18 protein-coding genes are annotated in these 22,543 nt (G+C 44.1%); 4 read left to right on the forward strand and 14 right to left on the reverse strand.

Annotation, left to right across the window (positions count from 1 at the left end; genetic code table 11):
* Position 1 precedes the first annotated feature (1 nt).
* From GVT53_RS09785 to GVT53_RS09795, 3 genes are all read right to left on the reverse strand, one after another.
* Entirely contained in the window at positions 2–1,552 is a 1,551-nt protein-coding gene (locus GVT53_RS09785; RefSeq protein WP_166248485.1) for a RagB/SusD family nutrient uptake outer membrane protein, read from the reverse strand.
* Between the two features lie 14 nt (positions 1,553–1,566).
* Positions 1,567–4,617 carry a SusC/RagA family TonB-linked outer membrane protein gene (locus GVT53_RS09790; RefSeq protein ID WP_166248486.1) on the reverse strand — a complete coding sequence of 1,017 codons (3,051 nt, stop codon included), beginning with the start codon at positions 4,615–4,617 and terminating at the stop codon, positions 1,567–1,569.
* A 234-nt stretch (positions 4,618–4,851) separates the two neighbouring features.
* Positions 4,852–7,614 (reverse strand): Two component regulator three Y domain-containing protein, encoded by a 2,763-nt coding sequence (locus tag GVT53_RS09795; protein WP_240905203.1) that lies wholly within the window; start codon positions 7,612–7,614, stop codon positions 4,852–4,854.
* A 295-nt stretch (positions 7,615–7,909) separates the two neighbouring features.
* Between GVT53_RS09795 and GVT53_RS09800 the strand changes: the two genes are divergently transcribed.
* Both GVT53_RS09800 and GVT53_RS09805 read left to right on the forward strand, forming a co-directional pair.
* Positions 7,910–8,914, forward strand: coding sequence for a transporter family protein (locus tag GVT53_RS09800; protein ID WP_205791910.1), 1,005 nt, complete (start codon positions 7,910–7,912; stop codon positions 8,912–8,914).
* Positions 8,904–10,445 carry a vanadium-dependent haloperoxidase gene (locus GVT53_RS09805; protein ID WP_166248487.1) on the forward strand — a complete coding sequence of 514 codons (1,542 nt, stop codon included), beginning with the start codon at positions 8,904–8,906 and terminating at the stop codon, positions 10,443–10,445. The genes GVT53_RS09800 and GVT53_RS09805 overlap by 11 nt, the downstream gene beginning before the upstream one ends.
* Here the strand turns inward: GVT53_RS09805 and GVT53_RS09810 are convergent, their stop codons facing one another.
* Both GVT53_RS09810 and GVT53_RS09815 read right to left on the reverse strand, forming a co-directional pair.
* Positions 10,446–11,057, reverse strand: a complete 612-nt coding sequence (locus tag GVT53_RS09810) for an alpha-ketoglutarate-dependent dioxygenase AlkB family protein (RefSeq protein ID WP_166248488.1) — start codon at positions 11,055–11,057, stop codon at positions 10,446–10,448.
* A 16-nt stretch (positions 11,058–11,073) separates the two neighbouring features.
* Entirely contained in the window at positions 11,074–12,036 is a 963-nt protein-coding gene (locus GVT53_RS09815) for a helix-turn-helix transcriptional regulator (RefSeq protein WP_240905223.1), read from the reverse strand.
* A gap of 221 nt (positions 12,037–12,257) precedes the next feature.
* Between GVT53_RS09815 and GVT53_RS09820 the strand changes: the two genes are divergently transcribed.
* Together GVT53_RS09820 and GVT53_RS09825 are read left to right on the forward strand one after the other, a co-directional pair.
* A complete protein-coding gene (locus tag GVT53_RS09820) occupies positions 12,258–12,755 on the forward strand; it encodes a DinB family protein (protein ID WP_166248490.1) in 498 nt (165 codons plus the stop codon).
* A 3-nt stretch (positions 12,756–12,758) separates the two neighbouring features.
* Positions 12,759–12,977, forward strand: a complete 219-nt coding sequence (locus GVT53_RS09825; protein ID WP_166248491.1) for a hypothetical protein — start codon at positions 12,759–12,761, stop codon at positions 12,975–12,977.
* A gap of 33 nt (positions 12,978–13,010) precedes the next feature.
* On the opposite strand, the gene GVT53_RS09830 is transcribed toward GVT53_RS09825, so the two are convergent.
* The 9 genes from GVT53_RS09830 to GVT53_RS09870 form a co-directional block, all read right to left on the reverse strand.
* Positions 13,011–16,025, reverse strand: a complete 3,015-nt coding sequence (locus GVT53_RS09830) for a WD40/YVTN/BNR-like repeat-containing protein (protein WP_166248492.1) — start codon at positions 16,023–16,025, stop codon at positions 13,011–13,013.
* Between the two features lie 132 nt (positions 16,026–16,157).
* Positions 16,158–16,589, reverse strand: coding sequence for a hypothetical protein (locus GVT53_RS09835; protein WP_166248493.1), 432 nt, complete (start codon positions 16,587–16,589; stop codon positions 16,158–16,160).
* A gap of 54 nt (positions 16,590–16,643) precedes the next feature.
* Complete coding sequence (locus tag GVT53_RS09840) at positions 16,644–17,681, reverse strand: acyl-CoA dehydrogenase family protein (protein ID WP_166248494.1); 1,038 nt, start codon at positions 17,679–17,681, stop codon at positions 16,644–16,646.
* Positions 17,668–18,267 carry a nicotinamide riboside transporter PnuC gene (gene pnuC / locus GVT53_RS09845; protein ID WP_166248495.1) on the reverse strand — a complete coding sequence of 200 codons (600 nt, stop codon included), beginning with the start codon at positions 18,265–18,267 and terminating at the stop codon, positions 17,668–17,670. Before pnuC ends, GVT53_RS09840 begins: the two co-directional genes overlap by 14 nt.
* A gap of 276 nt (positions 18,268–18,543) precedes the next feature.
* On the reverse strand, positions 18,544–19,524 hold the full coding sequence (locus tag GVT53_RS09850) for an autotransporter outer membrane beta-barrel domain-containing protein (protein WP_166248496.1): 981 nt from the start codon (positions 19,522–19,524) through the stop codon (positions 18,544–18,546).
* Positions 19,525–19,528: 4 nt separating this feature from the next.
* Positions 19,529–20,581, reverse strand: a complete 1,053-nt coding sequence (locus tag GVT53_RS09855; protein WP_166248497.1) for a cytochrome-c peroxidase — start codon at positions 20,579–20,581, stop codon at positions 19,529–19,531.
* A gap of 48 nt (positions 20,582–20,629) precedes the next feature.
* On the reverse strand, positions 20,630–21,430 hold the full coding sequence (locus tag GVT53_RS09860) for an MbnP family protein (protein WP_166248498.1): 801 nt from the start codon (positions 21,428–21,430) through the stop codon (positions 20,630–20,632).
* Between the two features lie 168 nt (positions 21,431–21,598).
* Positions 21,599–21,967, reverse strand: coding sequence for a hypothetical protein (locus tag GVT53_RS21045; protein ID WP_240905204.1), 369 nt, complete (start codon positions 21,965–21,967; stop codon positions 21,599–21,601).
* Between the two features lie 80 nt (positions 21,968–22,047).
* Positions 22,048–22,539 carry a PAS domain-containing protein gene (locus GVT53_RS09870; protein ID WP_166248499.1) on the reverse strand — a complete coding sequence of 164 codons (492 nt, stop codon included), beginning with the start codon at positions 22,537–22,539 and terminating at the stop codon, positions 22,048–22,050.
* Positions 22,540–22,543: the final 4 nt, after the last annotated feature.

The raw sequence follows: 22,543 nt of genomic DNA on the forward strand, positions 1-22,543 counted from the left end.
TTTAATCTTCGCTACTTCCACCGCCCAATGTTGGAAGGGCGTCCACTTGTGCCTGTGGGTATGGCAATAGCTCTTTTTCGGCCGTGAAAGTCCTACCATCATAGCTTAGTTCGGAATAGTTGTCCAAACGGATCATATCATAGTAACGGATGCCCCATTCCATGCCCAGTTCGGCGAATTTCTCGTCCATAACATCGTCGGAGGTAACTCCGGACAATGGCGACAGGCCCGCTCTAGAGCGTACCATGTTCACGGCTTGGTCGGCGGTCATTCCGGAACCTGTGGCCCCACGCGTGAGTGCCTCGGCGTACATTAGCAATATTTCGGCATAGCGAATCACAATCATGTTCTTACCTCCCCCATAATCATTTCTTTGATCGGTCAACTGTACAGAAGGCAGGTAGTGCTTGCCACTTGAAAACAGGGCACGGGGGTAGTCGTTGATGATGTCGCCATCTCTTGTTGTGTTGTTCACGAAAGCCGGAAGGGTGGCATAGTTCGGGTCTGTTTGCAACTCGGCAATCCCGCGATTTGTCCAAAGGACACTGGTTTCCAACCGAACGGATTCGTCCCTATCGAGCATAAATTTGATGAACTTTAAACTTGGCTCATAAAAGCCCCATCCATCGGAGGCATTCTCCCTTGCCGGTGTCCAACCTTGTGGGCCAAATGGGGCATATAAATGGTAGAACGTATCTCCTGTGCTTGACCCATAATCGGAAAACTGTAGTTCGAGAAGGCTCTCGTCGCTCAACTCACCTGGTTTTTTGAACAGGCTGTAAAAGTCGGGGTGCAATGAAAATTTATTGGAGTTGATTATAGCTGCTGCAGCATCTGCCATACCCTGATAATCCTCCATTTCCATGTGCGCCATAGCTTTTAATGCATAAGCCGTGTAACGTGTTACTCCTCCGGGAATATCGGTTCTTTCATTGGGTCTGGAATCGGGCAACAACGGAATGGCCTCGTCCATTTGGTCGGATATGTACTGCATGATCTCCTGCTTGGTCGCGGTTCCATTGGCGATTTCTGCATCTGGTTGTGTGGATTCTACGATGAAAACATCCCCCCAAACCCTTGACAGGTTAAAATGTAACCAAGCTCTCATCACTTTGATCTCAGCTATGTACCGGTCTGCGGTTGCCTGATTTTCTTCACTTGCAAATTCCTTGAAGTTTTCTATCAATTCAATCTGCGTGTTCAATTTAACGATATCCCCATAATGAGCATTCCAAAGCTGGTTGTACATCCAATAGCCTTGGGCATAGACAAAGTTGTCGGTATCGGCATAAGGTTGTTGATCTCCAAGACCTCCTGCATTTACATCATCGCCACGAACGGAAAGCAACAAGGGTTCTTCCCACCCTCTTGTGGCAATTACGTGATAGGACCCGATCAGTGCTTGGATCATGTTTTCGGTAGCAGTGTAATCCAAGTCGTCGGCATTGAGCTGTCCTTCTCTTTCTTCGAACTTGTCGGAACATGATTGGATGGCAATCATCGCAATCAGTACAAATACTACTTTATATAATAGGTTATTATTACGTTTCATCTCAATTTTCTTTTTTATAGTTTAACATTAACACCTATGGTGTAAATCGCAGGTACCGGGTACGTTTGACGATCTACGCCATCCGACACTTCTGGGTTGAACCCGTTGTAGCTAAACAATGTCAAAGGTCTTTCTGCGGTCAATGTGAATTTAAAATCGGGCATATTGCCTTTAAGTTTATCACCTCTTAGGGTGTAGGCCAACTGAATGTTCTGTATCCTGAAGAAATCACCGTCCTCTACCCAAAAATTGCTCAAGCGTTGGTTCCAACTGTTTCTGAGTCCTGCCGATGACGGATAACTGTTGCTGGTCCCTTCGCCGTGCCAACGGTTTTTGGCCAAATCCGCATCCATATTGGTGTCGTTGGTAAATATGACCTCTCCTCGTTTTCTATTCAGTATCTTGTTGCCGGATTGGCCGTAAAAATTCATGGAAAAACCAAAGTCCTTATAATTTAGTCCTATGTTACCACCATAGGTGAACTTGGGAAGGAACGAACCTAATACCGTTCTATCCTGATCTGTAATGGCACCATCACCGTCCCTGTCGTTAAATATCAAATATCCGGGCTCTACATTTTGCCCGTTCGCAATTGCATTCTGCGCCACCGGGTCGGCATCTATCTGTGCCTGATTTTGATAAACTCCAGTGGTTTCATATCCATAAAATGCATAAAGCGGTTCGCCCACAATGGTCCTTTGCCTAAATTCTGCCGAACCCGAATCAATGTACCCCCTACTGTCCTCAATCTCGATGGCCTCATTTTTTACGGTGGTAAAATTGGCCCCAACGGTGTATGTAAAATCAGGTGTGATCTCATCGCTCCAGTTCAGTGCCACCTCTACCCCTGAGTTACGGATAACTCCTGAGTTTCTGGAAACTGTTTGGTTTGCAATGGGAATGTACACTGGCATAATGGCATCCTCCGTGTCCCGGATGTAGTAATCCGCCTCCAGTGACAAACGGTTGTTAAGGATGTTCATGTTGAAACCAAAGTCCAGCTCTTCCACAACCTCCCATGTAAGGTCGGTAAATGTACTCGTAGCGGTTACGCCTGTATTTGGGGTATCGCCCAAATCAACGGTTTCGTTGGAAATGGTATTGGCACCTGCACTGGCAGGAACATTATCGTTACCCAATCGACCCCATGCGGCCCTTAATTTTAAGAAATCGAAGAAGCCTACATTTTCCATAAAGGGTTCTTGGGAAACCACCCAACCTGCACCTACAGATGGAAAATAGCCCCATTGTTCTTTGGTGAATTTGGAAGATCTATCGGCCCTGAATGTCCCGTAGAGCAAATAACGGTTTTTGAAGTTGTAGGATACCCTGCCAAAATAGGATTGTCCGTAAATCCTACTGTTATCTTCTTCTACATTGTTATTGAACGACAAGGGGTCCGCAAAATCCAAATACCAAGACGTTTCGTAATTGATTCCTGCAATATCGCTGCCGGTTGCCTCAAACCTATTGGCCGCCTCGTCCCTAAAAGATGTACCTGCCATTACGGTAACGTTGTGATCATCTGCATAGGTATCGGTATAGGTAAGAACGTTGTCCCAAATCTGGTTGTAGTAGTTGTTCTGCTTTCTGTTGATATCGGATATTCGCTGATCGCCAAAGCCCATGTTGTAGGGCAGGTTCACATAGCGTTCCTCCAGTGCGGAAAAATCGATATTATAAGTTGTTTTAAAAGTAAGCTTGTCTTTGATAAGGTCGGTCTCCAAATAGATGTTGGCCAATAACTTTCGTATTTTCAACCGGTTATCGTTGTAATCCATATCTGGAAACGGGTTTTGTGTACCCCTATACCCCAGCGCTTGCGCATTCGCATATCGAGTTGGTGTTGCGGCGGTGTTCATGTCATCAAAAACAGGCAGAATCGGGACGGCAAAATATGCTTTGAACCATGCCGAATCTTCCGGGGTTTGCTGAGTAGCATTACTAAAAATGGTATTCACGCCCATTCTTAAATTATCAAGAACATCAACATCCAGTTTTGAGCGAATGTTGAAGCGTTCGTACTCGTTTTTCATATCCAACAGGCCTTCTTGTGAGAAGTAGTTGGTACCCAAGGAGTATGAGACATTTTCTGTACCCCCAGTAACACTTATGCTATGGTTCTGAATCAATCCGTCACGGATAATCTCGTCGTACCAATCGGTGTTTACATTAGGTACGTTAGGGTTGATTCGACTTCTACCATAACGTTGCATGGCATTCAATATATATTGCACATCGGCATCTGAGCCGGACTCTACGGCCATGGTCACAAATTGCTCGGCATTGGCCATTTGCAGAACATTTTGGGCACGTTGGATACCTGTGTAGCCATTATACTCAATGGTAGGCTTTCTGTTCTTGCCTCCGGATTTTGTTTCGATGATGATAACGCCGTTCGCTGCCCTCACCCCATAAATGGCCGAGGAAGATGCATCCTTCAACACGTTCATGGACTTGATATCGTTGGGGTTCAGGAAGTCAATGTTACTGTAGAACATTCCGTCCACCACGTACAGTACCTTAGTTGCCGCCGAATCATCTGAGTCATAGGTGCCGAGCCCCCTAATACGCACATTGGGCGAGCCTCCCGGCGTACCTGTGGTAACAATTTGGACCCCGGCCACTTTGCCCTGTAAGGATTGCAATGGGTTAGCGGAAGGTGTCTTTTCAATTTGCTCGGCATCCACCGTGGCAATGGAACCTGTTAAATCGGCCTTCTTTTGGGTTCCATACCCTACAACGACCACTTCATCCAGACTTTGGGTATCCTCCTGCATTGTTAGGTTGATTGTTGTCCTATTATTAATAGGTACGGTCTGTGAAGTAAAACCGACATAACTGAACACCAAAGTGCCATCACCGGGCACGTTGTCCAAAGTGTAGTTTCCATCAAAGTCCGTTTGGATCCCTGTAGTAGTACCCTCCAGCACCACACTTGCCCCGGGCAAAGGTTGCCCTTGGTCATCGGTTACCGTTCCCGAAATCGTTATATCATTTTGGGCCAAAAGCACGGCCTGAAACAATAAAAATGGTATTAGCAAAAGTTTGCTTTTAATTTTCATAATTGTGCAAAAATAGAGTTAGATTTTTACTAAATTAATAAAGAGTGGGTCGATGGCTGGCTTAACGGAATACATAATAAATACATCATTTTTAAAATGTCTTGAAACCCTTGTTTCACAGTGTTTGCAGTATCTGACATTTACTTTGATGTAAAAAAAATTAACATAGTGATGTAGTGATGATGTAATCCAAAAAACTGTTTTTAACACTACAAAAGCACCTGTATCACCTATTTAAAAGGTGATGAGGAAATTGGACAGGTTATCGGAACTGTCCATATCCAGTTTTTTTCGAAGGCGGTAGCGATGTATTTCCACCCCTCTTACCGTTATTCCCATTAGCGGCGCAATTTCCTTTGTGGACAGGTTCATTTTTAGGTAAGCGCATAGTTTTAGGTCCTTTGGTGTCAAAGATGGGTAGGATTTGAGCAATCGCTCGAAGAAATCCTCGTGCAATTCCTTGAAATTAACCTCAAAGCGTCTCCAATCTTCGGTATCTTCAATGGAGCTGTTGAGTTTTTTGATAAAAGACCGGTAACGCTGTGAATTGGAGAACTTATCCTTGTTCATGACCAGCATATTCTTCAGCTCCAAGATCATTTCATTTTTTCGGGCAATGTTCAAGGTTGTGCTGGCCAGCTCGTTCTGTTTTTGTTTTACTTCCTTGGCCAGTTCCTCTTTTTCCATTTTGTCCAATCGCTCCTGCTGCTCGTGATGCAAACGTTCTTCCAGTTCCCTGTGCTTTCTCTCCAATTTTTTTCGGTTATACCTTCTTACCAAGTAAATGGCCAAAAAACCTAGAGCGGCATAAAAGAACAGACTCCACCAAGAAAAGTACCACGGGGGCGATATGGTAAAATTAAGTTGTTTAAATTCCGAGATAGTATTGTCCATACCCGCTGTGGCAATCTTGAAGGTGTATTCGCCGTACGGCAGGTTTTGAAAGTTGATGGAACCACTCTCCACGTACCTGGAGTATTCTTTGGGGCCTTCCAACTTGTAATAGTAATGTGGGTATATATACTGGGGAGATGCCGCTTCGATGGTTATGGACTGTGAGTATCTAAAAGGCACTTCAATATTCCCCTCCATTACGGAATGTTTGCTTTCTTGGTCTTTTAAAACGATAAAGCTTGGAACCGGAAGTTCTTCTTGCTTGGAAATCTCTTTTAATATAGGTGCATTGACCTTCGCAAATCCATCTATCAGGGTTATGTAGGAGGTGCTATCGTTTACCTTGACCAAGTTTTGAGAATCCGGTGCCAACCTTTCCCGCAATGGCAAATCGGTGAGCATTAAACTGTCTCCCTTCAGGTCGGTGTAGATAATGGCCTTTTGTTCATTGTCATCCACAAACCAAAAATATTCTTCATCAAAAAATAGCAGCTCCTTGTTCCTGTAATCCTTGAATTCCTCAAATCTTTCGATTTTGTCACCAATGGGATTGTAGGTGTACCAATTCCCTTCGCTATTGAGCACAATATGGTTTTTGATATTGTATAGCTTTACATTGTACTCGCTAGGTGCCTCTTGTTGTTCGAATTTCTGTATCCTATCTGCCGTACCGTACCCCGTCCCCTTAAAATGAATCCTGGAAAATCCCTTGTAAGGGTGTGCCGTCCAGAGAATATCGGGCGTTTCAAAGCACAGTTGCTTTACAGGGTCGTCCACGCCTTCTATTTTGACGACGTTCCATGTGCCGTCTTTTAATTTTGTGAACTTTGCTAGTCCGTTATAGGTTCCTTGTACATAGGTCGAACTTTGGTTCGGTACTTTAATTATTTGGTATCCTCCGGCAATTTCGCTCATGAGTTCAAAACTGTTTTCGGATACTTTAAAGGTTCCCCGGGTATGGCCACAGAGCAAATCGCCCTCGATTACGTCCAAATCCCATACATGGCCTTGTGAGCCGTTCACAAACTTGAGCTGGTTGCCCTCAAAATAAAATACTCCTGTATTGCTCCCTAAAAATAACTTCCCGTTGTACCAGGCAATGTCGTAAACCATGCCGAGTGCTCCCGTGTAATCGGTAAAGTAGGTAATCGGGTTGTTGAGGCTTGCCCGGGCAATTCCATTGTCCAGCCCCAACCAGAGCAGGTCTTTAAACAATAGTGAGGAAAGCACCGTATTGTTTTGTAGACCTGATTCTCGATTTAAAATTCTATGTTTCCCGGATTCGGAATCGTATAGGTACATTCCATTTTTTATGGTCCCAAAACCCAACAGGTAATCTCCCAAAAGGGTGATCTTGTTCAATTGGTGCTCCTTGAGTTCATTGTTGATGGGCGTAGACCACGCAGAAAGCTTTTGTCCATCGAACATAAAGCAACCGCTCAATTTAGTGCCTATAAGCAGCTTTCCCTTAAAAATGGCCATATCGTTAATGGTCTTTCCCTGCAATAGGTCTTGATCGGGCAACGGCACATAGGAATCATCCTTTACCTCAAAAAGTCCCACAGAGCCTCCCGCCACAATCAATTTGTCCTTGAACTCGATAAAATCGGAGACCACAAATGGTGGGTCCACAACCGTAATCTTATCATTCGCATAAGAATAAATGGCAGAAAAGGAACGGAACATTACCCTACCCTCCGAAGATGGAAAAATTTCCCAGAATTCCTCACTCGTAAAGGTGTGGTCCTTAATAAGATGTGTCAACGAGGTATAGCCCAATTCACCAAACTCATTTTTGGTCCAATAGCCAAACTCTTCGTAAGACCCTGTGTAGACCCTGTCGCCAATGCTTTTAACGGACCTGATGATGGTATTGTTCGGCAATTTGTTCAACGTCCATTGCTCACCATTGTAGTGCAACAATCCTTTGTTGTTCGCCACGAACAATTCCCCATTTTCGTTGACGGAAACATCCCAGTTTTTTGTTCCCCCCTTATAATCCAGCAATTGATAGTTCTGGATAGGCGGTAACAACTGTTGACCATTGACCGATAAACAGACAAGTAAAAATATAATGGATATGAATCTCAATAATATTGGCATTCCCGTTGATTTATCGGATAAAGGTCTTTCTAAACAATGAATTTACAAAACTAACCCTTACTGCTTTGAGCTTAAATTTTTAAGGCGCAATCTTAAATCGATTAAATAAAATATGGCATTGGTGTGATGAATGGCGATGAACCCCTCATCAATTTATCTTTTACTAATCTAAATTAATTGTGGCACAACCTTTTTAGCCCTTCCATAACCATTATTGGGATTTCCTTAATTCCAGTAATAGACTACAGCTCTATTTTAGCCTTTTAACAATCATCAACCAATCAAAACTATTTTTATGATATTAAAAAAACACCTTTACCCCCCATCCCTTCACATTGAAAAAGTAGGATGGGTTGCTGTGTTGTTTGTATGGGCCGTATTCTTTATGTCCCCCCAATCTCTACAGGCGCAAACACCATCGGATGCACTTATGATGCCCTCCAAAAACATTTGTGTCCTGTTTTCCTACGATATGGGAACTTTTGACCGATATTGGGAAGGGTCCTATCTAAGAACAAACGAAACCATAGCCACCGTGGACCGAAATACCATTATGCCTATGGCGGCCATAGGTATTTTGGACGACCTTAATTTTTATGTGAGCCTGCCTTACGTAAAAACGGAATCTTCGGAACCCAACGGTGGAAAATTCGCCGGAGTCAATGGATTTCAAGACATTGGGTTTGCCTTAAAATACCGCGCCTTACGTCGAGAGGTGGGGCCCGGAAAACTCACCGCGCTTGCCACGGCCGGTTTTTCCACACCGTTCACCAACTATCTTTCGGATTACAGACCCTACAGTATCGGTGCTGGTGCCCCCGAATTTTCTCTGCGCGCCATCGGTCAGTATGAGTTGAACAGCCAATTCTACTTTAGGGCGTCCGTTGCACATCTTTGGCGGGGCTATACCGAGGCCGAACGGGACTATTACTATAACAATGGCAGTTATTACACCGCTTGGATGGACGTTCCCAATGCATGGACCTACGAAGCAATTCTGGGCAAATGGCTGTTCAACACCTCTTTGAAACTTGAATTGAGCTACATAGGCCTTAACTCGACAAGTGGCGATGATATTAGGGCCTACAATGCGGCACAGCCTACCAATAAAGTGGAATTTGACCGGATTGGTTTCGCTGCCCAATATTTCTTAAAATCAGTAAAAGGGCTAGGTTTTCTTGTCTATCACAACAGAGTGGTCAACGGCAGAAACGTACCCAAGTTCAGCAATACGGGCTTTGGGCTTACTTATCAATTCAATTTCATAAAAAAACAAAAAGAAACTACCGATGAACAATAAAATATTTGCACTTTTTGTGGTCTTTGGATTTATAGCCATGACCTCTTGTGAAAAAGACCTACCTCAATACATACCTTATGAAGGTTATGCTTATTCAGAACTAACCGTAAATGGAGGCGACTGGGTGCCAATACTGGAAGAATCCGGTGCATCCATAGACATACCAGTCCCTGAGGCTACTGATTCACAAGCCTATCAAAATGAATTGGAAGAGGTAAAAGAAGCTATGGCCAACATAACTTCCAGCCAAAAAAATGCCATAAAATATTGGACCAACAATCCAGCTATCCGCTGGAACGAGATTGCATTGGAACTCATTGCCAAATACAATCTGATACCCGGCCCCAATGCAGATGGCTCCTACACCTTGCCCAACCCTGCCAATCCAGAGGGACCGCCCGCATTCCCCTTCGCACACCCGCCTTATGCCTGTAGGGCATTGGCCTATATGTCCGTAGCCCAGTTTGACGGCCTCATCTCCGCTTGGCACCATAAATACGGGTACAATAGAGCTGCTCCTTTTGCGGTTGATGAAAGCATCGAGTATGCTTATGAAGAAAACAACATACCTTCGTACCCTTCGGATGGAGCTGTAATTGCCAGAGCATCAAAAAATATCCTCACGGCCATGTTTCCCCTTGAAGCTGAATATCTCCAGCAAATGGAAGATGAGCATTTGGAAACCCTATTGCTCTCGGGAGGCAATGTAATGAGCGACATTACTGCTGGAACCACGATTGGGGATGCCGTTTCCGAGACTGCATTGACAAGGGCCTCCAATGATGGCATGAAGAACGCACAGACACCAAAAGCCGTTTCCGACTCCATAAAGCAAGCTGCTTACGATAGATTCGGATGGGCATGGGACAATCTGGAGGTTCCTGTTCGTCCCGTGGGTCTGACACCGCTTTTTGGACAAGTGACCATGTGGAGTGTTGACGATGTGGAAAGTGTACGTCCCATAGCGCCACCACAATTGGATTCCCAAGAATTTTTGGATGATGTAGAGTTACTAAAAGATTATGCCGACAACATGACCGAAGAACATCGCAGAATTGCTAATTTTTGGCAAGATGGCCTTGGAACCTATACACCGCCAGGACATTGGAACCGTATTGCAAACGAACTTATTGTGGAATACCGCCTAAACCCTTTGCAGACCACCAGGACCTTGGCCTATATGAACATGGCCATAATGGACTCGGGCATCAGTTGTTGGGATGCCAAATATTATTACCATTACCCTAGGCCTATTCAGCTCATAGACGGTTTTAAAACCATTGCCGGTACACCTAACTTTCCGAGTTATACTTCCGGACATAGTGTTTTTTCCGCCGCCGCATCCGAAGTGCTGTCCTACGTTTTTCCACAAGAAGCCGAACAGATGAGAGCATGGGCCGAGGAAGCGGCAATTTCCAGAGTATATGGTGGAATCCATTGGAGTTTTGATGCCACGGTAGGCACGGACCAAGGACGGGAGGTCGCCCAATATACCATTAACAGGGCAAAGGTAGACGGAGCAGACCAATAACTAAACACTGACTATTGTTCTAAACGTAAGGTTGATTCTCGGGACACTTACCCTTTTGGTGGGCGGTAAGCGGTGCAGCCAATGTGATTGGGTACTTCCCTTCATTACCAAAAGGCTTCCGTGGTCGAGGGTCAACCCTACTTTTTCTTTGGATTCTTTGTGCTTGAAGGCAAACTTTCGTTCAGCTCCAAAACTAAGGGAGGCAATGGCTCCATTTTTCTTCAAATCCTTCTCGGCATCACTATGCCATGCCATACCTTCTTCCCCTGAATGATATAAATTCAATAAACAAGAATTGTAGGTCTCTTGAGAGAGCTTTTCGGCAATCTCCTTCAGCTTCAACAATTCCGGAGTCCATGGCAATGCTTTTTTGGTGTTATTGGAATAGGTATATTCAAAAGGTTCATCACCGTACCACGCCACTTTTCGCTTGGTTTCAATCCGCTTACCGTAGATCACTGCAACATCCTTCTTCCAAGCAATGGTATCCCATAATTCTTTAAAATACCGGTTGGCCTCCTCATGTGTCATGATTGGCCCATAATAATTGACCACGCCATCTTTGGGCAACCAATTCTTCTCAGGGTTTATCTGATCGGTGAACAAATCCATTTTTTACTCTTTAAAATCATGGGGTTAATCTTTCCTGACTTTTGACCAATATTTCGATTACACGCTCCCGTAATACCTGTGGTTCAATGATCTTGGCATAATCCCCAAACATCAGATACCAACGTGCAAAGCCATTTTCCAGATCGGTTGTCATAAAGGTCATTTCCACTTCTTTTCCTTTGACTTCCTCTAAAATTAGGCCATAGTGTTTGCTTTGGCCACGGATATACTTGGACACAGACTTATCGACCAATATTCTTACCTTGGTTTTTGTTACTTCCCGCTCTTTGTTCCTGTGCTCATCAATGGTGCCATGTTCCAACAAAAAATCCAACGAGGTTCTTGCTATTTTATGGATTCTATCTGTTCTAAAATGCCGGTAATCGGTCCGTAAGTGACAATAGCCCAAAATGTACCAAAATCCGTTTTCGTTGAAAAGCCCGACAGGTTCAATCCACCGTTCCGAAGGGGTCTCTTCCCGCAATGATTCATACCTGAGAAATACCTGTTTCCGCTCTGCAATGCTCTCGAACAAAATTTCAAGGGCATTGGGTACCTTTTCGTTAAACAGAACCTGTCCCGGTACTATGGATACTTGAGACTCCAAAGCTTCCACCCAATCTTTCTCTTTTCCGCGCAAGACCGATTTTAGTTTGAACATGGCCGACTCATAATAAGCACCCAGGGATTTATCGGTAAATTTTTGCATGAGCTTTTCGGCGGCCACAAAACTTCCGGCCTCTTCGCGGGTAAACATCACAGGGGGCAAACGATAACCTTCCATAATGGAGTAACCCACTCCCGCTTCGCTTACAATCGGGACCCCCGAGGCCTCCAAGGTGCGAATATCCCTGTAAATGGTACGCAAGCTCACCTCAAACCGGTCCGCGAGTTCCTGTGCCTTTACAATGCGCTTGGTCTGCAGCTGAATTAAAATGGCGACTATTCTATCAAAACGTTTTACGGTATCCATTCCCATAATTGCATGAGCTATCTCCCAAAGATAGGATTTCAATCCAAGGAAGGGAGATTTGTTCCTGTTCATCTTTCATCATTTGTAAAACGCCAAAGCTAAGCCGGCCTTATGACAACTGCCTGTCAACAACTTTTTTTGTTTTTGATTTTTACTGCTGACACGGGGCTGTCACTCCCCCGTTTTACTTTTGATTTCAGAAACAATAAACCTTTAAACATCATCTTATGGAAAAGACCATTAATGAACAGACAACGGCCCAAGTAATTACACCCGTACAATTTTTGGAGCATTACCAGGGCCACCGAAAACTTACTCGAAAGCTCATCGAAGCCTTTCCTGAAAAAGAGTTCTTTGAACACAGTATTGGCGGAATGCGGCCTTTTGCCGAAATGGTAAAGGAACTTTTGGCCATTGCCGTTCCGGGACTTACGGAAATCGTATCGGGCAAAACCGAGGACTTTGACGAACACAGGGACTACGGTAGCACAAAGGCCGGTTTTTTGAAGAAATGGGACCAGGACACAGAGGAAATCATCAAATTATGGGCACAGATTCCATTGGAACGTTACCAGGAGCACATCAAACTTTTTGGGCAGTATGAAGGAACGGTCCAATCATCTATCCTGTATTTTATTGATAATGAGATTCACCACCGCGGCCAAGGCTATGTGTATCTTCGTTCCCTAAATATTGAGCCCCCATTTTTTTATGACCGCAATTAAATTATGATAACCGTCCATGTATTTAAAACTTCCGTAAAACAGGAAGGTGAAGTAAAACAGCTTCGTCCATGGTTGAACAGGTTGGTCCATAACAATGGGCATTGGAACTTTGATCTGGAGGATTGCGACAACATTCTTCGAGTGGAGAGCAAGAACTTGGACGCACCGATAATCTCCTCGTTATTGCACAACAAAGGTTTTCAGTGTGAAGAATTGCAATAAAAAGAAAAAGCCCCTTATAAAGGGGCTTTTGAATTATAAATTGGCCTTTCCCTTAAGCTCATTGAATTGGGCCAGCAACTCTTGGTATCTATCCTTTTCTTCTTGGCCCGGCTCTTTATCGGAACCGCTCACGATATAATACAAATAGGATATTTGGGCGACCATTACCACTTCGGGGTAGGCACCTTCATCGTTTTTGAGCTCTTTTAAAATGTCTTTGTAAGGTTGGATTTTGTCCTCTCCCGCTTTTGATTTTTCCAGCTCTTTGATTTTCTTTTCAACCTTGTCCTGAAGTTTCCGTGCTTCGGACAACAGGTCTATCACTTTAAACTGAAGTTCCTGCTGCTCTTTCAAATCGGCCATGGAAATGCCTTCATCCTCGACTTTGGGGTCCATGAGCACTTCAAAGGATTTCTCGAAAGATCGGTCGCCGACCGTTAGTTTTGCCGTGTACTTGCCCGGTAATACCATGGGGCCGTTCTTGTATCTTCTTCGTTCATTCTTGTCCCAAGGCCCTTTTTGCTGCAAGTTCCATTCAAACCGGTTGATTCCCTTTTTGGTTTCCAACTTTTCGTTCATGTAAACAAATGTCATGCTCAAGCTCATATCCTCCACTTTTTCCGTGGCAGCCCTCAACTTGGTAGAATCACTCACAATAGTGGAGATTTCCTTGCCTTGCGCATCCATAATTTGAAGACTGACACCCTCTTTTACGTCGGATGGCAGGTAATAATCAATGATCACACTGGTTGATGGGTATTCCGGAAAGTCGCCGCCGCCCCATGGAGTCTGGTATCTGTAGGTGTCGTCCGGTTTGAACAACACTGGTGTATCGCCCAATTTGGTTATGTTTTCATCTTGCAGGGGAGTCACATTGTCCAAGATCCAAAAACCACGACCCATGGTACTTAAAATTAAGTCCCCACGAAAAAGTACAATATCCGTAATTGGGGTCACCGGAAGGTTTTGTTGGAACTTCTCCCAAGTTGCGCCGTCATCGAAGGATACGAACATGCCGTACTCGGTACCCGCATACAACAATCCTTCGCGAGCTGGGTCTTCCCGTAAAACCCTCGTTGTATGGTCGGATGGTATCCCGTTGGATTCTGTACTAATCAATTCCCAACTTTCACCATAATTATCCGTTTTGTAAAGATAGGGTGTAGTATCGCCCAACAAGTGACGGTCCACCGCAACGTAGGCCTTTGCCGGGTCGAACTGTGATGGTTCCACGGACTCTATCCTTCCGCCTTTGGGCAATTTCTTGGGGGTTACGTTCTTCCAAGTGGCACCTCCGTCCTTTGTGATGGAGATAACGCCATCGTTGGATCCTGTCCAGATAACACCTTTGCTTATTTTTGATTCCCTGATGGAATACAGCGTACTGTAGTATTCCTCTCCGGTGATGTCCCTTGTAATCGGGTTTCCAGAAATCACCTGCTTGTCCGGTTCATTGGCGGTAAGGTCTGGAGAGATAATTTCCCAGTTTTTTCCTCCGTTACTGGTCCTGTGTAGGAATTGGGACCCCATATACACCACTTCCGGGTCAAACGGTGACACATGGATGGGTGCTACTCGCTGGAATCTATATTTTAAATCCTTCGGATTATGTCCATATATGTTTGATGCTCCGATGGAATACTCACGACTTTGTCCTGTTTTTTTGCTATAAACGCTAAAGCGTCCCTTGCAGTTGTTGTAAACGATATAATGATTGCCCGGCATTGGGATCACAGGACCTGTTTCGCATCCACCGACATCCATCATTGTACTTCCGTTCGCAGGGGATGTAGCCGTAGGAGACATGCTTGGTATGGCCAATGTAGTGTTGTCCTGCTGAGCACCGTACACCCAATAGGGGTATTGGTCATCTACGGCAACTTGGTAAATCTCGGCCGTAGGCTGGTTATACTGGGTGGACCATGTTTCCCCGCCATTGTGCGATACATTGGCGCCACCATCGTTACATTGGATCAATAAATCAGGATTATCTGGGTTGAGCCAAATATCGTGGTTATCGCCGTGGGGAACGCTCATTCGTCTCCAAGTCTTTCCCCCATCGGTGGATTTTATCAATGGATTGGCATTGGAGTAAACGATATCGGGATCAGTAGGATCCAATTCAATATTGGTATAGTAAAATGGTCGGTTCACCAATCTTTCATCATCTGAAACATGCTCAAAGGATTTGCCCTGATCTACAGATTTGTACAACCCCCTATCCTCGCCTGGGGCCTCGATAACGGCATATAATATTCTGGAATCCACTGGTGAAACGGCCAAATCAATCTTTCCGATCAATCCCGTAGGAAGTCCTTCTTCCAATTTCTGCCAATCTTTTCCGCCATTTACGGATTTATAGATGCCACCTTCACTGTTTTTTCCGCCAGAATCAATGGTCCAAGGTGTACGACGTGCTTTCCAAGCAGCCGCATACACTACGTTGGGATTGCCCGGAAGCAACTCCAAATCGGCAAATCCTGTCTCGTCGGAAACATAGAGTACCTTTTCCCAAGTTTCACCACCATCGGTTGTTTTAAAAACACCACGTTCCTCGTTGGACTTAAACGCATTTCCAATGGCCGCCACCCAAACAATATTGCTGTTCGTAGGGTCTATTTCCACGGCACCTATCTGCCCTGCTTTTTCCAATCCAATGTGCTCCCATGTTTTTCCGGCATCAATGGATTTGTACATTCCCTTGCCTTCGATGATGTTGCTACGGATACCATCGGACCCAGTACCTACATAAACAATGTTGGGATCGTTGGCCGCAATCTCTATCGCCCCAATGGAAGGCGTTTTAAAAAATCCATCGGAAACATTGTGCCAACTGGTCCCGTAGTCTTCGGTTTTCCAGACACCGGCACCGGTCGCGCCAAAATAAAAAGTACCCGGCAACATGGCCGTTCCCGTAACGGTGGTTACCCTACCGCCCCTTGCAGGGCCAATGGTCCTGTATTTTAAGGCTTCGAAATCTTGTGCGAAGATGGCACAACTTAAAAAAAATGTAAAAAGGAAGTAAAAGGTACGCTGCTTTAATCTCATGAGCTAGTTAGAAGTTGGTTTATTGCCAAATCTACTAAATACCTAGTCAATCTGAAATGGTATGGCACCGGAATTACGGGCTTTATGATTGAGAACATGGTTATTTGCGGATTCTACAACCAAAAACGACCATTAATCCATCCTTTCATATTTGTAACTGCAACCCTCGATACAGATTACACTGGTGGGTGATAATAGGAATCCATCATTCTTGAATTCTATCCTAAAGGTGATCACACCCTCTTCGTTTTCGGCGACCAGCTCCATATCCTCACAATCATAATGTAGTGCCAGACTTTCTCCATCGAGGACATACCCGTCTTCGGTGCATTCCGGATAATTGGTAGAAGTGAAACTGCCATCGGAAAGGAATTCTATCTCCTCCCCATCTTCGACATCTACCCAATATTGTGGTCCGCCCGAGCTAATATAAGCCGCCGTCAATTTCCATTTCCCTAAAATTGAATTGTTTCTTGGGCCCATATTGCCATTGTCATCATTATTACATGCCAACAATGGACCCAATAATAGGGTGATGAGTAAACTTGAGATTAACTTTTTCATAGGTCACTTTACGCATAAGATGAAGGATTTTCAATCCGTTGCGCCATCCTATAGCTAATTTATGTCCTTTAAAATTCTTGTTGATGTTGTTCCCTTCCTAAAAATATGGTGCTGTGTCGCTGTAAAATAGTCCCTGAATATCTGATTGAGCACATGACTTTCCGTGCTTGCCAAAATCCCCAGACTTGGGTATGTGCCCAAAATCGCCTGTGAAAGCAGTTTTACGGATTTTGAGGCTTCATCGTGCACTTTATTTATGAATTTTTCGGAAAATGTATCGCCTTGTGCTACATTTTTTTCTATTTGTGCTGCATATCCCATCAACAATGAACCAGCTATTTCGACTTGGGCCAGCAATTGGCGGATAGGTTCTGTGGAACCGCTTATTTTTTTTGACTCTTCCAGAAAATGTTCGGCCATTCCCACATAGTTGACCCATAATGTGAGGTCTGCAAAAATGGAGAAATGCACCTTGAAAATTGGGTGCGGCCGATGCACTTCATTGTAAACAAAACTATACTTTTCGTGAACCCACTGCTTTTCTACTTTAAATGATTCCGTTGCAGTTGCCTTTAACCCCATGGTTTCCCAATCCGGTATAATTTCCACTTGATTTTTTTTCAGCACAAAGGAGCGCACCATTGGCGTACCATCTTTTTGAACAATATCCTTACCATTTTCCTGAATTTTTGCATTCAAGGTAAAATGGGTAAGGTAAGGTGCCCCAGTTGCATATTTCCAAGTTCCTGAAATAATGTAACCGTCCCCGTCCCTTTCAGCGGTTCCAAAAACTCCGCCGCTTCCTCCAAAGCAAACGGGACGTTCGGGGTTCGTAAAAATATCGTCGGCCACGCTTTTCTGTAAATTGCCCACGAAAAAGTTGGCTCCGCTGCACAGGGTAACGGTCCAGCCCAGGCTGCCATCCATTTTGGCGAGCGACCGCAGTTTTTCCAGACCTTCGGAAAAGGACATTTCCAGTCCTCCAAAACATTGGGGCACCCAAATATTCCAGAGGTTTTCCTTCGCGATCCACGCTAAAACTTCATCGCTGAAAATCGACTTGCTGAAATCCAATTCATCAGGCTCCTGCATAGGCCTCGCTGTTATTGTTGTCTATTATTTTTTTCCATTTGATATACCCCGAAATTGCAACGGTGAACAAAAAAGCGGTCAAGCCGGCATAAATGTAAAGTTCTTTATAAATGAGCAAGGGTATGGATATAATATTGCTGATGTTCAGATATACCCAATTCTCTATTTTTCGTTTGGCCATCAACCACATACCGGCCCATGCAAAGGCACAGACCACGGCATCCCAATATGGCACATCGGAATCTGTATGTTGCCCTAGCCAATAGGCCATCAAAATAAAACAGCCCAGTACAATGCCCGCAGCTATGCCATGCTCCTTTTTGGTAGAGTAAGAGATGGGGGCTTCTTGTTTTTGTTTGCCCATCTTCCAATAAAACCAACCATAAATACTCATGACCAGATAATACATATTGAGCAAAATATCGGCATATAATTGGGATTGATAGAGCACCCAGACACTGATGAGAATGGCAACAATGCCGAAAAGGTAATTGTGGATATTGTTCTGTCTGGCCAATAACACCTGAACCACCCCAAAAAGGGTTCCGATCCATTGTAAAACCACGAGTTGAGAAAAGTATTCCATTTTTTTAAGTAACCTATATTTAAAATCATGGGTACCCAAATTGGAATACGGGCAAACTTGCCTAAATCCCTACGCCAGCATTACCTGGATCAGGTGCGAAGTACTCGACTTCCGGGTATGATCTCAGCCCTAAAGGGGGCACCCCATGTTGAACAAAGATATTAATTACGGGCTAAATAAGGAGGTTAATCAATAGTAGTTTCACATAAACCCACTGGGGTGTTAATTATCAAAAGAGTACCAAGAAACAAAATGCTTCCCGGCACTCTGTATGTATTAAATGTTGATATTCAAATAGACCGAAAATCTACTCTTTACCTCAACCTTACCATTGTTCAAATCTTGGGCAACGGGCAGCATCGAAGACAGCCCCAAGGCATATTGTCTGTAATTTACCTCAACCCCCAACCTACTGAAAAGGGCATTTCCGCCTGTGTCGTTCACTTCAAACCCAAACTCCTTGTTTTTCTCAAAATGTTCCCCACCAATTCCAGCCTGGGGCGTTAAAGCGAAATTGGTTCCCAAATAATAGGTTTTATAGGCATTTAGCGCATAGTTGAACTGGTTTCCGAACCTATATTCTTTATCATTTTTGGTTTTGATGGTGTAGTTGACCATGGCAGAAAGACCCCAATTACGATGGGTAACGCCGTAATTGGCCCCCAAAACATAGTCCCAGCTCCCTGTGCCCAACTGAAAACTTGGGTTGACACTTCCTTCGAGGTTTTCTTCATCGAACTTACCGGTCGGCATTTTTATGCCTCCTCCCAATTGTAAAGTGTGCTGTGGTTCAATAGAAATGATACTGTCCGGTGTTTGTTTTAGGATTTGATAAAACCCCAGGACAGTGGCATCCCCCAATCCGTTGATATGCTGCTCCGTATTGTCCGAAAATTCCCTGGAATGGAATTGATAGGGCATCACCGCATTGATGATCAACCTTTTTCCAACCGGGATTTGTGTCCATAATTGTATGGTATTGAAATTTTCATCAATCCACGGCGAATTGGAAAAGATTCCATCGCGTGACCTATAGCGTTGTCCAATGTACCGAAGCCCTATAAAATTGTTGTTGAGCCCGGTGCCAAACCCCATACTTCCGCCATTGCCACTACAACCGCAAACATCGCAGAAATCATCAAATTCCATTGAGGTGTATGAAACGGTCCGGTAACAAAGTTTTATGGGCATCTCGCTTGCTTGCATTGTATAAATGCCCATCATAATCAGTAAAGCTGCTGTTATATATGTTTTCATAAAATCAGTATTCGGCGAAACGTTCGTCATTAATAAATTCTTCATCGGTGAGTGTGCCCAAAAATGCGATCAAGGCCAGTTTTTCGGTATCGTCAAGGGAGATTCCAAGACCTTCTTCAGTTTTGAGCAAGGGGTCCAAAGTAGGCGAGTCCTGTACGCCGTTCTGATAAAAATTCAGCACAGATTCCAAACTCCCGAACCTGCCATCGTGCATGTAGGGTGCGGTAAGGGCCACATTCCTGAGACTGGGCACCTTAAACTTATACGTATCGTTGGTGCTGCCGCTTACTTCGGCGCGTCCAATATCGTTCAGGCTCGAATTTGGAGGAAGCCCATTGTTCCTAAAACTTCCATCGGAAAAAAGGTCCGTGGTATGGCAGCTTGCACATTTTTCCTGAAAAACATGCATTCCTTGGAGTTCTTGCTCCGTTAAGGTGACACCATCTTCGTTTCGCACATATTTGTCATATTTGGAGTTATAGGAAACCATCATCACCATAAATTGGGCAATGGCCTTCAAAAAGTTTTCGTGGTTGACGCCCCCTTCTTCAAAGGCTGCTTCGAACTCCTTTTGATACTGACTATCCGCCCTTAATTTTTCCAATACGCTCGTCATGGTCTCACCCATTTCCACTTCGTTTGTAATGGGAATTATGGGAAATAGGTCCAAATGACTGGTTGCCCCGTCCCAAGCAAATTCGGAGAAAAAGGCCATGTTGGCTATCGAGGGCGTGTTCCTTGTCCCCTCTTTGTCGTCTATACCGTGACTGAATTGATGGCCATGGTGCGTAAAGGAGAATCGTTGCTCATGACAGAAGCCGCATGATATAAAACCATTCGCGGACAGTTTTCCGTCGTAGAACAACTTTTTGCCCAGCTCAAAGCCATATTTGGTCGGTGGGTTTTCTTCCACATTGTACACCATGGGCGGAAAATTGGCAGGTAAGGTAACGGACAAACGCTCGTTATCCTCAATGTCGATATACTCCCCATTGTCGTTATTACAGGCTCCCAGCATCAAAAGTGGTATTGCCCAAAAAAGATACTTTGTTTTCATACTTTTTGATTTATGGGCCGTCCATAAAAGGACGGCCCAAAGTATCTTTTAATGTGAGCTTCCATCTCCATTGTGAACATGGTCCACACTGAACATATTTGAAGTATTCACAGCGATTTTTGGTGATTTTTCCTCACTCACCATAATCACGGCCTGTTCTGTTAGCGATATTTTGTTGTCCCCGTCCAAAATATTGCCTGCATTGACAACAAGATGAATAATTGGGGTCATGTCATCGCTTACCAAAGCTTCGGTGCCCAAACTTAAGGTAGTCTCCTTATAGTTGTCCAAACTGGAACCGTGGCTTCCCATATGGATTTTAAAATCTGTGGCCTCGGTTACGGTCGTAGAGGTAAAAGAGCCTTCAAAGTTCAAAAATTTATAGCCTGCTTGCCAAGACCACATCATGTTGGTGCTTTCTGCCTCTGTCAACAAATCGCCTTGGCCTTCGGCCCCCAAAAGGTATTTTTCTTGGTCCACACCTATACCAAAGGTCATAGTGGTATATCTGCCGGCAGGGACATCCATCAAAACCACTTCGGTATTTCCTGTTTCCTCGCTGGTTATAAAATAGCCTTGGTCCTTGGGATAGGTAAATACGTTCCCTTGGGCATCGGTGAGCCTAAAATTGCCCACAATGTAATTGAGACGGTCTATGGTCAGGGTCTCATTTTGGGAGTTGGTGTACGAAGAGCCCAAAATAAGGTCATCCCCGGCAACGCTGTTGTCAAATTCGATTTTAACCATTCCCGATCCCGTTAGTTCGTCTCCGGAAGAGTCATCATCACTACAAGAGATTACAAAAACAAATAAGAACGGTAAGATGGATAATTTATATAATGATTTCATTTTTAATTCAAATATTAAGGTTATGGGAAATCCTTTATAATGGTTTGGATTTCCTGTTAAAATTAATTGCGCAGCATCGGATGGTGCACGGTATGAACATCACCAAATACTTTGCATAGGACTATGATCCCAAAATGGGAAATAGCCTTAGAACCAATAAAATTTGAATCAACAGTTGGGCGGGTGAAAAACAGATTGAGCGAACTGCCCGGGATCACTCTGTATAAATTCGGGCAACTTGTTCGTTTCCGATATAATTTCCACAAAATCACAGAAAAGGATGTTCACAAAACCGATTGGATATTCCTCTAAATTAATGGATGGCAAATTTTGCCTTTTCTCGTCCTGTTCCTCTTGTAACATTTTGGCCAAATAACACTTTCCGTTACAATCCAGCATGGGCTTGTCCTTGTTCACGCAAAGGTATTCCGCAATATAATCTTGGTTCACCACATATTCGAACACGGGCATAACGGGCCGTAACATGGCCATTACATATAAAAGTGTGAATAGTATGGGGAGACTGCGGTTCGTCAACGAAAGCGATTATTTAGTAGGGCAAAGATAAAACAGGATGGCAGAAATATTAAGAAGATCGGGCAAATTAATTTTCTTTTTTAAGCGGCCAACAATTCCCGCTCCAACGCAATAAAATGGGTCAGCTGTTTTTTGGAATCATACAATGGGATTATTTTTATTCGGCACCGGTAGGCCTCTCCATTCTTTCTATAATTTAGTATGGAGCCCTCATAGCCGTGTTCGGTTTTGAGCTTTTCCCTAATTTTCTGTTTGGTTGCTTCCGATGTCTTTTCTCCTTGAAGAAAACTAGGTTTTTTGCCCAGTGCATAGTTTTTATGGTAGCCTGTCATTTCTGTAAAACCATCATTTACCCAGACTATGGCCTGATTCAGGTCGGTAATGACCAAAGCTTCGTAATCCTCGGTTTTTATAATATGCTGAATGTTGTCGCCAATATTATTTCTCAATATTGATCTCATCTGCTTTAGTTCAAATTCCTTTCTAAGCTGCCCCATCAACTTGTGATAGTTTTCGAGATAAAAATCGAAACTGAGCAATGGTGAAATGCGGATGTTACTTTCGTTTACCATATTC

The sequence above is a fragment of the Flagellimonas oceani genome (genome assembly GCF_011068285.1).
Classification (GTDB): Bacteria; Bacteroidota; Bacteroidia; order Flavobacteriales; family Flavobacteriaceae; genus Flagellimonas; species Flagellimonas oceani.

What these genes read in the sequence shown, in the direction of transcription:
- GVT53_RS09850 (WP_166248496.1), bottom strand. Translation starts at nt 19,524, where the DNA reads ATGAAAACATATATAACAGCAGCTTTACTGATTATGATGGGCATTTAT.
- GVT53_RS09830 (WP_166248492.1), bottom strand. Translation starts at nt 16,025, where the DNA reads ATGAGATTAAAGCAGCGTACCTTTTACTTCCTTTTTACATTTTTTTTA.
- GVT53_RS09870 (WP_166248499.1), bottom strand. Translation starts at nt 22,539, where the DNA reads ATGGTAAACGAAAGTAACATCCGCATTTCACCATTGCTCAGTTTCGAT.
- GVT53_RS09820 (WP_166248490.1), top strand. Translation starts at nt 12,258, where the DNA reads ATGGAAAAGACCATTAATGAACAGACAACGGCCCAAGTAATTACACCC.
- GVT53_RS09840 (WP_166248494.1), bottom strand. Translation starts at nt 17,681, where the DNA reads ATGCAGGAGCCTGATGAATTGGATTTCAGCAAGTCGATTTTCAGCGAT.
- GVT53_RS09785 (WP_166248485.1), bottom strand. Translation starts at nt 1,552, where the DNA reads ATGAAACGTAATAATAACCTATTATATAAAGTAGTATTTGTACTGATT.
- GVT53_RS09790 (WP_166248486.1), bottom strand. Translation starts at nt 4,617, where the DNA reads ATGAAAATTAAAAGCAAACTTTTGCTAATACCATTTTTATTGTTTCAG.
- GVT53_RS09805 (WP_166248487.1), top strand. Translation starts at nt 8,904, where the DNA reads ATGAACAATAAAATATTTGCACTTTTTGTGGTCTTTGGATTTATAGCC.
- GVT53_RS09800 (WP_205791910.1), top strand. Translation starts at nt 7,910, where the DNA reads ATGATATTAAAAAAACACCTTTACCCCCCATCCCTTCACATTGAAAAA.
- GVT53_RS09795 (WP_240905203.1), bottom strand. Translation starts at nt 7,614, where the DNA reads ATGCCAATATTATTGAGATTCATATCCATTATATTTTTACTTGTCTGT.
- GVT53_RS09835 (WP_166248493.1), bottom strand. Translation starts at nt 16,589, where the DNA reads ATGAAAAAGTTAATCTCAAGTTTACTCATCACCCTATTATTGGGTCCA.
- GVT53_RS09815 (WP_240905223.1), bottom strand. Translation starts at nt 12,036, where the DNA reads ATGGGAATGGATACCGTAAAACGTTTTGATAGAATAGTCGCCATTTTA.
- GVT53_RS09855 (WP_166248497.1), bottom strand. Translation starts at nt 20,581, where the DNA reads ATGAAAACAAAGTATCTTTTTTGGGCAATACCACTTTTGATGCTGGGA.
- GVT53_RS09810 (WP_166248488.1), bottom strand. Translation starts at nt 11,057, where the DNA reads ATGGATTTGTTCACCGATCAGATAAACCCTGAGAAGAATTGGTTGCCC.
- pnuC (WP_166248495.1), bottom strand. Translation starts at nt 18,267, where the DNA reads ATGGAATACTTTTCTCAACTCGTGGTTTTACAATGGATCGGAACCCTT.
- GVT53_RS09860 (WP_166248498.1), bottom strand. Translation starts at nt 21,430, where the DNA reads ATGAAATCATTATATAAATTATCCATCTTACCGTTCTTATTTGTTTTT.
- GVT53_RS09825 (WP_166248491.1), top strand. Translation starts at nt 12,759, where the DNA reads ATGATAACCGTCCATGTATTTAAAACTTCCGTAAAACAGGAAGGTGAA.